We start from the raw sequence: 11,978 nt of genomic DNA on the forward strand, positions 1-11,978 counted from the left end.
CCGCCCCCCCCCGCACGCGGGAGGGGGGGCTTGAAGCCCGCCGTGCTGTTCGTGTGTCTGGGCAATATCTGCCGCTCACCGCTGGCCGAGGCCGCGTTCCGCGCCGAAGCCGCGCGCGCCGGGCTGGCAGCGGTGGCCGACAGCGCCGGCACGGCTGACTATCATGTGGGCGAACCGCCCGATCCACGCGCGATCCGCACCGCAGCGAAATTCGGGATCGACCTTGCGGGCTATCGCGGACGGCAGGCCGAAGCGGCGGACTTCACGCGGTTCAGCCATATTTTCGCGCTCGACCAATCGAATCTTGCCAACCTTGGGCGGGTTGCCCCGGCGGCCCACACCGCGCACCTTGCACTGCTGCTCGATCTGGTTCCCGGGCGCGAAGGGCAATCGGTGGCTGATCCGTGGTACGGTGCCGAAGAGGATTTTGAGGTGACCTGGGACGAGGTCAGCGCGGCGGCGCGCGGTCTGGTGGAGCTCCTGCGGCGATGAGCGGTGAAAGCGTCTTGGCGTGGCTGGCAGAGCACGCCCCCGATCTGGGGCTGATCGACCATTCGCGCTCAACCGCGACGGTGATCGAAGCCGCCGATGTGCTGGGCGTGGAACCGGCGCGGATTGCCAAGACGCTGGCCATCAAGGTAGGTGAGGAGATCATGCTGCTGGTTACGCGCGGCGATGCGCGGCTGGATAATGCGCTGTGCAAGGCCGAATTGGGCGGGCGTCCGCGCATGCTTGATCCCGAGGCGACGCTGGCTGCCACCGGCCATGCGGTGGGCGGGGTTTGCCCGTTCGGGCTGAGCCAAGCGCTGAGTATCGTGGCCGATACCTCGCTGCTCGCCTTCGGCACTGTCTTTCCTGCCGCCGGCACCCAGACCAGTTCGGTCGAGGTTGAGCCCCGGCGCCTGGCCGAAATCATCGGCGCGCGCTGGGTAACGATCTGCAAGCTGCCCGAATAAGCGAAGGGGCCCGTCCGTTTCCGGACAGGCCCCCTGCCATGCTCAATTCAGAGCCTAGTATTTGGCACCGATCCGCACGCCAAAGGTGCGCGGCTGGGTTGGCACGATGTAGGTCCGGGTGCACAACCCGCACTGGACGAAGCGCGACAGATCACCGCGTTCATCGGTCAGGTTCGAGACGAAAAATTCGAAGTTGAACTTGTCCCAATCGGCACCCAGCGAGAAGTTGAGCGTGCTGAAGCTGCGCAGATCGCCCTGCAGCGCGTTGTTCGCCAGGCGCAGATCCGACGGGGCCGAGCCTTTGTACATGCCGTTGAGCTGCACGAAGCCCTTGGCCGAGCCGACCGGCACGGTGTAGCGGATCGTCCCGCTCATCTTCCACTGCGGCGTGATCGGCAGGCGCGTGCCGGCCGGCGCGTCGATATCGGTTACGGCTGGCGTAGACCCAATTGCCGGAATCAGAATGCAGGTGAATGTCGGGTCGAATTCATGACAAAGGTTCTGCTGGATCTTGGCGTCGGTATAGGCCCCGGCGAGGTTGATCGACAGCGGACCGAAATTGCCAGACAGATCAAGGTCGAAACCCTTGATCCGCGCATCCGGTCCATTGATGATGACGGTAAAGCTGTTCGGCCCCAGATAGCTGAACTGGAAGTCCTTCCATTCCTGCTGATAGATCGCGCCGTTCAGCCGCACCTTGCCATCGGCCCAGGTGGTCTTGAAGCCCAGCTCGTAGTTCTGAAGGTAATCGGGCTGGTAAGCACCGAAATCGCCACGCCGGTTGATCCCGCCGGGGCGGAACCCGCGGCTGGCAGTGGCGTAGAACAGCAGGTCGCGGCTGGGTTTCCAGGTCAGGTTGGCGCGGTAGGTGAAACCGTGGTCCTTGGCCACCGTTGGGACGACTGTTCCATTCGAATAGGTTCCCAGATTGGTGCAGGGAGTGCCAGCAACAACGGGGGCAACCAGCGTGCTTGATCCGGTGCGAATCCAGTCGCCATTCGAATCCTTGGTATAGAGACGCTCACCGTTGGTGGTGAAGCAGCTGGCCACCCCGGTCCCCGGGCTATAGGCGGCGTTCGGCGGTGAAGCCGTCCAGTCTCCGGCCGGATCGCGGCCAAAGCCGAAGAACCCGATCAGGTCGTTGTTATAATAGAACGCACGCCCGCCGATCGTGGCGGTGACGGTTGGCGCAAGATCGAATGAGACTTCGCCGAACATCGCATAGTCGCGGTCAATCCGGTGCTGTTCGGTCAGCCACAGGGTACCCGGCAGCCCGTTGACCGAAACGGTGGGGCCCAGATTGGTGATCTGGTAGTCCTGGTGGATGTCGTTCGACTGGTACTGATAGAACGCACCGCCCACGAAGCGCACCGGATTGTCCGACGGCGAGGCAAAGCGCAGTTCCTGGCTGAATTTCTTGAAGTGATCGGTCCCCAGCACCTTCTGGCGCGGATCGATCGTGTTCCCGCCGCTATCGACATAGGCGAAGTAGTAGGCCAGCCCACCAAGCGATTCGTAGTAGCTGTCATAGGATTCGGAATAGTCGGTATAGTCGTTTGACGACGCGGTCTTGCGGTCAAGATAGGCCGCGGCATATGTCACGTCCCAGTTGCCCACTTTGCCCTCGATGGTCAGCGCCGCCTGGATGAACTTGTCATCGCGCGAATCTTCGAAGAAATGCTGGTACTGCAGATCACCGACCGAGGGATCGTAGGCGTAGGAGCCGTGGCTCTTGGTTTCCTGATACATGACCGCGGGCGTCACGGTCCAGTTGTCGTCCAGTTCGACCAGCAGCGCTGCTCGGCCGCCGTAGGTATCGGTGTAATTGGTATCCTCGCCGACGAAGGCTGCGTTGTTCACGCTGATTCCGTCACGGATACAGCCGTTGACATCGCCATTGCCGTCATAGGTGGTGGTGCCGCAGAAGGTGCGCGTGCCCGGAACATTGTCGATAAACCCGGCATCGCGCTGGTAAAAGCCGACAACGCGCAGCGCTGCGGCATTGCCCAGCGGCAGGTTGAACATGCCTTCCAGCTTGCCGCCCTGTCCGCCGTGCTCAACGGTGTTGCCCTCGGCATCAAAGCGCCAGTCGATCCCCTTGGTGCTGGGCTTGTTGGTGATGATGCGGATCGTGCCGGCTTCCGAAGACGCGCCATAAAGCGTGCCTTGCGGGCCTGACAGGCTCTCGATCCGGGCAATGTCATAGACGTGCACATCAAGGTTGCCGCCGATCGTGGTGACCGGTTGTTCATCAAGGTAGACGCCGACCGAAGGCAGCGAGCCCGAGTGGTTGCCGTCCCCGCCCGAGGCAACCCCGCGCATATAGATCACGTTGGTGCCAGGCGTGCCGCCCGATTGCGCCGAGACCGAGGGGAGCTGCTGCGAATAGGTGTTGAAGTTCGAGACACCCAGTTCGTCAAGCTTCTTGGTGCCCAGCGCCGTGATCGAGATCGGCACGTTCTGCAGGCTTTCCGAACGCTTCTGCGCGGTCACCACGATGTCCGGGTTGACCGCAGCCTCCTCTGCAGCCGGGGTATCCTGCGCGAAGGCCGGAAAGGCGACCAGCGCGGTGCTGGTTACGAGTGCCGCAAAGGTGCTGCGGAAGTGACGCTTGGACATATGTTCCCCTTGACCCCGAAAGTCTTTCGTCGAAGCCTCATTCTTGTCGAAGCTTCCGTCAAGCACGGACCGTTAAGAAATTGCGCAAACCGCGCCCGGCGTGACACTTTTACAACGATTTTGGCACTCCTGGATAGCAATCGAGCACATCGCCCAGCGCGGTCCGCAGCGGGCCGAGATGCGCGTCGAATTTCTTCCAGCCTTCGGTGCCTTCGCGGAAGATCGGCTGGCGCACCTGTTCGGAGCTGGCGGTGCGCACCGCGCGCTCGGTTTTATGGAATTCGAGGCAGGCCGGTTCGAACGGTAACCCGCAGTAACCCAGCAGCGCGCGCACTTCGCGTTCGGTGTGGTCTACCATGTCTTCATAGGTCACGCGGTGGACCGCGCCGGGCTGGACCCGGTCAAGATGTGCCATCAGCCGGACATAGTCGCGGTAATAGCGGCCCACGTCTTCCAACGCATAGGAAAAGCCCTGACCGCGCGCGAAATGCTGCTTGAAGTTCGAAAAGCAGCAGCCCAGCGGATGGCGCCGCGGATCGATGATCTTGGCGTTCGGCAGGATCAGCCGGATCAGCACCACGTGGACCCAGTTGTTGGGCAGCTTGTCGATGAACAGCGGCTTGTCGGACTTGCGCTGGATTCGGGTGCGCCCAAGGTATTCCTCGCCCAGGCTGAACAACTGGTCGCCGGTCATTCCTGTCAGATCGGCCGGATAGTTCGGTGCGCGGCGGGCCAGCACCGGCAAGTCGGGAAGTTCGCTCGTGCCTTCGATCTGGCTGTGACTTGAAAGGATCTGCTCGACCAGCGTCGATCCGGCGCGCGGCATGCCCAGCACGAACACCGGATCGGGCGCATCGCAGCCCAGCCCGGCGGCGGCTTCGAACAGTTCGGGCGTGGCCACCGCAATCATCCGGTCGACAAACCGCGTGGTCTCGTCCGGATCATAGTCGAGCGCTTCGCGGCGCAGCGCATTGCCTTTGGCATAGTGCGCGAAAGCGGCCTCGGCCATGCCGCGATCCTCAAGTGCCTTGCCCAATGCAAAGTCGAGGTGGAAGCGGTCTTCGTCGGCAATATTGCCCCGCGCCAGCGCGCCTTCCATCGCGGCGATATCGGCTTCGCTGAACCTGGCGGTCTTGAGGTTGGCCAGGCTCCACCAGGCTTCGCCCAGTTCGGGCATGAGTTCGATCGCCTTGCGGTAGGCCGTTACGCCTTCGTCGGCGCGGCCCACGGTCTTGAGCATGTGGCCATAGCTCATCCAGATCCGTGGCTGCCGGGTCGCTTGCTTGAGCACGGCCTCATATAGCCCCAGCGCCTCCTCAAACTCGCCGATCCGGCCAAGCGCTGCGGCTTGCAGGTTGGCATGGCCGGAATTGCCGGGTTCCTCCTGCGATACCTGCGCCAGCTGTTCCAGCGCCTCTTCGGGCCGGTTGAGCCGGTAGAGCACCAGTGCCAGATTGGCCCGCGCCGCAGTGAAGGCCGGCGACAGATCGAGCGCGCGGCGCAGCAGGTTTTCGGCATCCTTGTAGCGCCCGATCCGCCCGGCCAGTTCGGCGAACATCCGGATCGCGGCGACATCGAACGGATCGTCCTTCAGATGCGCACGCAGCAGCGGTTCGGCGCGCGGCAAGTCATTGGCGTTGAGCGCCACCGCCGCCTCGATAAGGCGCGGGTGATACTTGCCGAGGCGCTCAAGCCAGGAGCGGGTGGTGACACTTGCCATGCGCGCAGCAGAAACATGGTGACGCGCCGCAATCAAGCGATAGGTTGCAATAGTCCCCCTCCCGCTTGCGGGAGGGGTTAGGGGTGGGTGAGTCAGGGCTGGGAGTTTGGTTCGCGTTCGCGGACTGGCCCACCCCCGGCCCCTCCCGCGAGCGGGAGGGGAAATTTACGGCCATGACAGAAAGCAACCGCCCATTTGGCTTCTGGACCGCAACCGCACTGGTTGTAGGCGGGATGATCGGGGCGGGCATCTTCGTCCAGCCGGCCCAGCTTGCGCCATACGGCTGGACCGGGGCGCTGGCCTGGCTGGTTGCCATCCCCGCAGCGATGCTGCTGGCCTATGTCCTCTCGCGCCTGACCGCTGCGCATCCCGGCGCAACCGGGATTGTCGAAATCGTCGGCGACGCGATCGGGCCGTTGCCGGGCGTGCTGGTGGGGTGGAGCTACTGGGTCGGGATCGTTTCGGCCAATGCGATCATCGCGCTCACGGCAATCCGCTATCTTGCGACATTCGTGCCCGCACTCACCGCCAGCCCGCTCGCCACCGCGCTGGGTGCAACCACGCTGGTCTGGGCGCTGACCGCGCTCAACCTGGGCGGTGCGCGCGGGGCCGGACGGTTTCAGGTGGCGACCACGCTGCTCAAGCTGCTGCCGCTGATCGCGGTGGTGCTGATCCTGGTCGGACTGAGCTTTGCCGATACCGCAAGCTTCACGGCGCACCAGCAGGCCCCGTTCGCGGCGGATCAATTTACCACCGCGCTGACGCTCGCCTTTTTCCCGATGGTCGGGTTTGAAAGCGCCTCGCTCGCTGCCGAACGGGTCCGCGATCCGGCGCGCAACGTGATGCGCGCAACGATGTGGGGCACCGCGCTCACCGGTGTGCTCTATGTGATCATCTCCAACGGGATCGTCTTTGCGATGCCGCCGGCTGTGGTCGCCGCATCGGATGCGCCGATCGCGCTGTTTGTCGAGCAATTCTGGGGCCGCGGGGCAAGCCTGATCGTCGCGGCCTTTGCGGCCATTTCGGCCATCGGCTGCCTCAACGGCTGGGTGCTGATGCAGGGCGAAGTCCCGCTCGGCATGGCCCGGGCCGGCTTGCTGCCAAGCTTCCTTGGGCGCACCAGCGGGCGCGATGTCCCGACCACGGCGGTGCTGCTTTCCAGCCTGCTCGCCAGCGCGTTGATCCTTTCGGGCGCGATCCCCGGCTTCACCGGGGTGCTGACTTTCATGCTCCAGCTGACCACGGCAGCGACGGTGTGGCTCTATTTCGGCGCCTGCCTCGCCGCACTCAAGCTCGGACTGGTGCGTCTCGCCGCAATTATCGGCCTGGCCGCCTCCGGCTGGGTCCTGTGGGGCTCCGGGCTCGAGCCGCTCGGCCTCAGCATTGTCCTGATGCTGACCGCCATCCCGCTTTATGTCTTCGCGGTGCGCAAGCCTAAGACCGCAAGATCTTCCTCAGCAATGGCCGGTCCGCCAGAATAGCCGCCGCGGCATTGTGCCCCGGCGCGCCAGTTACGCCGCCGCCCGGATGGGTCCCCGCGCCGCACATGTAGAGGCCTTTGATGGGGCCGCGATAGTCGCCATGCCCCAGCACCGGGCGCGCCGCCCACAGCTGGTCGATCCCCATCGTGCCGTGCATGATATCGCCGCCGATCAGCCCGAACTTGCGCTCCAGATCGAGTGGTGAGTGGATCTGCGTGGCGATCACGCTGGCCTTGAAATTGGGGGCATGATCATTGACCGTATCGATGATCATGTCGGCCACCGCCTCGCGGTGCGTGTCCCAATCGACCGCCGGATCAAATTGCTGGCAGAACAGCGAGGCGACGTGCTGACCCGGCGGGGCAAGGCTGTCGTCGACCGTTGAGGGGATCTTGATCTCGACAATCGGCTTCTTCGACCAGCCGTGCTGCTGGGCATCGATGAAGGCCTGATCCATGTAATCCATCCCCGGCGCGATAATGATCCCAGCGGTGTGGTGTTCGGCCTGTTGCTTGCCCGGCAGCACGCTGAACGAGGGGAGTTCAGACAGCGCGACGTTCATCCGGAACGTGCCCGAACAGGTCTTGAAGCCCTTGATCCGGCGTTTGAAATCATCGTCCAGATCGCTTTGGTCGACCAGTTGCCGATAAAGCAGCGCCGGCCCGGCGTTCGAGGCGACTATGCTGGCAGCGATTTCCTCTCCGCTTTCCAGCTTCACGCCGGTAACCTTGCCGCCATCGACCAGCACTTGCGCCACCGGTGCCTCAAGGCTGATCTCGACCCCGGCATCTTCACAGGCCCGCGCCATCGCCTGGGTGATCGCGCCCATCCCGCCAACCGCATGGCCCCAGGCGCCCAGCTTGCCGTTCACTTCGCCGAACACGTGGTGGAGCAGGACATAGGCGCTGCCGGGGGTGGAGACCCCGGCGTAGTTGCCGACCACCGCATCAAATGCGAAGGCGCTTTGCACATAGTCATGCTCAAACCAGCCATCGAGGAACTGGCGCGCCGATTTGGTGAAGATATCGAGCAGATCGCGCTGGACCGAAATGTCCATCTTGGCCATCGGCCAGCCCTGCTTCGCCGCCGCGACCAGCGAGCTGAGCCCGCCGCCGACATTGGGCGGGATCTGCAAGCTCAGATCGCGCAGCACATTGGCGACCTTTTCGAGCGCGGCATCATAGGCCGGATAAGCCGCCGCATCCTTTTTGGAAAACCGCGCAAACTCCGCTTCGGTGCGGCCAGCGCCGCCGCCGAGCTTCACATAGTCGTTCTCGAACGGGAAAAAGTTGCTGATCGTGCGTTCGATCACGCGGTAGCCGTAGTGGTGCAGCCGCATGTCGGCGATCACCTTGGGGCGCAGCAGGCTGACCGTATAACTGGCGGTCGAATTGCGGAAGCCGGGATGGAATTCCTCGGTCACCGCCGCGCCGCCGACAATATGCCGGCGTTCGAGCACCCGCACCTTCATGCCCGCCTTGGCGAGATAGAAGGCGCAGGTCAGGCCATTGTGGCCGCCGCCGATGATGATCGCGTCATAGGTCTTGGTCATCTTCTTCTCCTCAGAGGCGGACAGATCCACCCCCAACCCCTCCCGCAAGCGGGAGGGGGACTGTGTTGCGTTTGGCTCAACGTGCTCCCCGCCCGCTAGCGGGAGGGGTTGGGGGTGGGCCACTCTATTTGTACCGCGCGCTCCACCCTGGCGCAGGCGCGAACGGCTGCCTTGCTTCAGGGATCAGCGCGCGGATCTTGCGGGCGAAGCTGCGCAGGCAGACCTCGCTTTTGGCGATCGGCCCGGTGCCATAGCTCTTGCTGGCCATGCCCTGCTGGACGCGGCTGATCAGCCAGGTGTCATCGGCATTGACGTTGCGGTTGATCCGCCAGTTGGCATAGCGCACCGCTTTCATTTCCCTGCGGTCATCCGGCAGGCAATAAGCCACTTCGCGCAACATGCAGGTGGTCGGCCCGGTGGGGATCCACTGCATGAAATCGATCTGATCGGCATAGATATCGAAGGCCATGTTGGGCCACAGCTTGTAATAGAGCCAGCGACCGTGTGCCTCGTCAGGTAGGTGCTCCACCTTGGGCATGTAAGCGCCGTAAACCTTCTCCCAGAAGTTCTGTTTGTCGTTTTTGACGACATCGCCGGTAAGCCGGTCGGCCCAACCATGCGCTTCGATCCGATAGGTCTTGCCGACAAGGCGGTTCAGCCCGTCATGCGCCACCGGGATATGCAGGTTGTCCGAATAGTTATCGCCGACGTTCTTCCAGTTCACATCGCGCGGGCGCTGGCGTACCGGACCCATCGGACGCATCTCCGCGAAGCGGTATCGCGCCACCTCGGCTTCGAACGGTGCCATCATTTCGGCGACACTGGGGAAACCGGCATCTTCCAGCCGCACGAAAATGAACCCGTGCCAGATCTCAAGCGCGACCGGGGTGAGCCCGTTTTCTTCCAGCTTGAGCGACGGGTATTCGCCCTTCATCGGCACGCCGGTCAGCCGCCCGTCGATCGCATAGGTCCACGCGTGATAGGGGCAGACCAGCTTCTTGGTGCAGCCCGCCGGGCCTTCGACCAGCCGCATCGCGCGGTGGCGGCAGACGTTGGTGAAGGCGCGCACCTGGCCATCTTCGCCGCGGATCACCACCACGCTCTCACCGGCGTATTCGATTGTCTGGTAATCGCCGGAATTGGCGACTTCGCTGACATGACAGACGATCTGCCAGGACGGCCGAAAAATCCGGTCGATTTCCAGCTGCATGAATTCGGCGTCTTTGTAGATCCAGCCGGGCAGCGAAAAATCGGCGTCGGGATCGACATCATGGCCGTCGATTTCGGCAAAGGCATGGTCGAGCTTGGTCATAGGCGGCGAATCCCGTTTCCCTTGTTGGACGATCGTACAACAAGTGCTAGGGTGCTGCAAGTGACCGCGAAGCCCGCCTATACCCGCGCCGAGCCGGATGCCCGGCGGCAAAGCCTGATCGCCGCCTGCGCGCGGGTGTTGGCGCGCGAGGGCGCTGCGGGCACCAGCGTGCGCGCGATTGCGCTGGAGGCAGGCGTCTCGCCGGGGCTGGTCGGACATTACTTCGCGGGGATCGACGCGCTGGTCGCCGAAACCTATGCCCATGTCGAGGCGCAGGTCAGCGCCGCGATCGACGCCGCGCTGGATGCGGCAGGCGATGATCCGCCTGCGCGGCTGGATGCCTTCGTCACCGCCAGCTTCCGCGCGCCGGTGGCCAGCGGCGAACTGCTGGCGACCTGGATCGCGTTCTGGAGCCTGGTGCGCGCCCGCGCCGATATCGCCCGCCAGCACGACCGGCAGTATGCCGCGTTCCGCGCGCGGCTCGAAGACCTGCTTGGCGCCTGCGGGACACCCGAGGCCGATCGCCGCCGCAGCGCCATCGCGATCACCGCCTTGATCGACGGGCTGTGGCTTGAACTGTGCCTGTCTCCGGGCACGTTTGCCGGCGGCGAAGCGCAGGCCATTGCCCGTGCTGCCCTGCGCCGGCTGACCTGATCGCGCGCCTGCAGGATCGGCAGCGATCCGATGTTTTCTTGGCGCATTCGACCAAGCAATCGTGGCCATAAACGCCCTATTCATCGCAGAAGTGTTGCAGCCGTGCCGCGCTGTTGCGAAATCGTCTGCGGTGCGGGATAATGGCCTTGCAATTGCTTGATTGACTGCGCCGAAACGTGCATAAACAGCGACGAACCGTTTGGAGTACGACGAAATGAAATCGACCGCAGGCAAGCCTGGCGCACGCCGCAAGCTGGGCATGGCGCTGGTGCTGGGCAGCATGCTGAGTTCCGCCGCGCTGTGGGCTGCGCCCCAGGCTGAGCCTGTTCCAAGTCCGAGTTCGAGCCCGGCACCGGTCGCTACCCCGGCCACCCCGGCTGCGGTGACCGCGCCCGCGCCGGTCGATGAGCCGACCCTGACCTGGAGCGTGGCTGATGCCCAGGCGCTGCTCGGCACCATCCAGGGGATTGACGCCGATGGCCTGATCGCCGCCGATTACCAGCCCGAAAAGCTCCGCGCCGCAATTGCCGCAGGCCCCGGTGCCGCGCTTGATGCCCAGGCCAGCAAATCGTTTGCCTGGCTGGTCGAGGACATGCGCGATGGCCGCACCCGGATGGATTCGCGCGAACAGTGGTTCGTGGTCGATACCGATGTCGATACCAATCCGACCCATGCGATGATGGAACGCGCGCTGGCCAGTCACGATGTGTCGGGCACTGTGGCCGCGCTGGCCCCCACCGCGCCTGACTATGCCGCGCTGAAAGGCGTGCTGGCGGTGACCCCGGCGGCCAACAAGGCCAAGCGCAGCCTGATCCAGATCAACCTTGATCGCTGGCGCTGGTTGCCGCGCGAGCTGGGCAAGTATTACCTGCTCACCAACGTGCCCGAATTCCAGCTCCGGCTGACGGTCGATAACGCGATCATCCGGTCATACCGCACGATTGTCGGCAAGGTTGGCAAGACCGCCACCCCGCAACTGGCTGCCGTGGTCAAGGGCGTGGTGTTCAACCCCACCTGGACGGTGCCGCAATCGATCGTGGTGGGCGAAGGCCTTGGCAAGCGGCTGATCGGCAACCCGGCACAGGCGGCGCGTGAAAACTACAAGGTGACCAGGGCCAAGGACGGCACGATAACCGTCGTCCAGCAACCGGGAGCGGGCAATTCGCTGGGCTATATGAAGCTCGACATGCCCAACCCGCACGCGATCTTCATCCACGACACCCCCTCGCGCGGGTTGTTTGGTCAGGCTTACCGGGCGCTCAGCCACGGCTGCGTGCGCACCGAGCGCGCGACCGAACTGGGCATGACCATGGCGATCCTGGGCGCCGGCAAGACCACTGACGAACTGGTCGCGATCGCCGGATCGGGCAAGTACACGCTGGTGCCGATGACCAGGACTTTCCCGGTCTATATCATGTATTTCACCATGGCGACCGACATCAATGGCAAGATGGGGACGTTCAAGGATCTCTATGGCCGCGATACCAAGGTGCTGGCCAGCTTCGCCGCCCCGCGCAAGCTGTGGGATGGCAAGCGCAAGACCACCGAAAAGGTGATCAAGCTGGATAATCCATTGTAGTTTCCGCCTGACGGCGGTGCGGAAAACCCGTTCGGGTTTTCCTGGCCTAGCCGGCCCGCTCCCCCGGCCCGAACACCCACAGGGTACCTTTAACGGGTGGTCGGG

9 protein-coding genes are annotated in these 11,978 nt (G+C 63.9%); 5 read left to right on the plus strand and 4 right to left on the minus strand.

Annotated elements, in window-relative coordinates; genetic code table 11:
* Nucleotides 1-30 precede the first annotated feature (30 nt).
* Together RMN99_RS07140 and RMN99_RS07145 are read left to right on the plus strand one after the other, a co-directional pair.
* Nucleotides 31-492 carry a low molecular weight protein-tyrosine-phosphatase gene (locus RMN99_RS07140; protein WP_309622613.1) on the plus strand — a complete coding sequence of 154 codons (462 nt, stop codon included), beginning with the start codon at nucleotides 31-33 and terminating at the stop codon, nucleotides 490-492.
* A complete protein-coding gene (locus RMN99_RS07145) occupies nucleotides 489-956 on the plus strand; it encodes a YbaK/EbsC family protein (RefSeq protein WP_309622614.1) in 468 nt (155 codons plus the stop codon). Before RMN99_RS07140 ends, RMN99_RS07145 begins: the two co-directional genes overlap by 4 nt.
* Nucleotides 957-1,010: 54 nt before the next feature.
* Here the strand turns inward: RMN99_RS07145 and RMN99_RS07150 are convergent, their stop codons facing one another.
* Together RMN99_RS07150 and RMN99_RS07155 are read right to left on the minus strand one after the other, a co-directional pair.
* Nucleotides 1,011-3,575, minus strand: a complete 2,565-nt coding sequence (locus tag RMN99_RS07150; RefSeq protein WP_309622615.1) for a TonB-dependent receptor — start codon at nucleotides 3,573-3,575, stop codon at nucleotides 1,011-1,013.
* Between the two features lie 109 nt (nucleotides 3,576-3,684).
* Entirely contained in the window at nucleotides 3,685-5,331 is a 1,647-nt protein-coding gene (locus RMN99_RS07155) for a sulfotransferase (RefSeq protein WP_405029553.1), read from the minus strand.
* A gap of 137 nt (nucleotides 5,332-5,468) precedes the next feature.
* Between RMN99_RS07155 and RMN99_RS07160 the strand changes: the two genes are divergently transcribed.
* The gene (locus RMN99_RS07160) at nucleotides 5,469-6,776 is read left to right on the plus strand and encodes an amino acid permease (RefSeq protein WP_309622617.1); all 1,308 of its coding nucleotides are present in this window, start codon (nucleotides 5,469-5,471) and stop codon (nucleotides 6,774-6,776) included.
* Here the strand turns inward: RMN99_RS07160 and RMN99_RS07165 are convergent.
* Together RMN99_RS07165 and RMN99_RS07170 are read right to left on the minus strand one after the other, a co-directional pair.
* Nucleotides 6,730-8,328: an NAD(P)/FAD-dependent oxidoreductase gene (locus RMN99_RS07165; protein ID WP_309622618.1), complete on the minus strand. Its 1,599-nt coding sequence runs from the start codon at nucleotides 8,326-8,328 to the stop codon at nucleotides 6,730-6,732. The two genes, RMN99_RS07160 and RMN99_RS07165, sit on opposite strands and share 47 nt — an antisense overlap.
* Nucleotides 8,329-8,452: 124 nt before the next feature.
* Nucleotides 8,453-9,640, minus strand: coding sequence for an aromatic ring-hydroxylating dioxygenase subunit alpha (locus RMN99_RS07170; protein ID WP_309622619.1), 1,188 nt, complete (start codon nucleotides 9,638-9,640; stop codon nucleotides 8,453-8,455).
* A 60-nt stretch (nucleotides 9,641-9,700) separates the two neighbouring features.
* Here RMN99_RS07170 and RMN99_RS07175 point away from each other — a divergent pair, with 60 nt between their 5' ends.
* Nucleotides 9,701-10,294, plus strand: coding sequence for a TetR family transcriptional regulator C-terminal domain-containing protein (locus tag RMN99_RS07175; protein WP_309622620.1), 594 nt, complete (start codon nucleotides 9,701-9,703; stop codon nucleotides 10,292-10,294).
* A 214-nt stretch (nucleotides 10,295-10,508) separates the two neighbouring features.
* On the plus strand, nucleotides 10,509-11,873 hold the full coding sequence (locus RMN99_RS07180; RefSeq protein ID WP_309622621.1) for a L,D-transpeptidase family protein: 1,365 nt from the start codon (nucleotides 10,509-10,511) through the stop codon (nucleotides 11,871-11,873).
* The last annotated feature ends 105 nt before the right edge of the window (nucleotides 11,874-11,978 follow it).

This window comes from Novosphingobium sp., from assembly GCF_031417815.1.
Lineage (GTDB): Bacteria > Pseudomonadota > Alphaproteobacteria > Sphingomonadales > Sphingomonadaceae > Novosphingobium.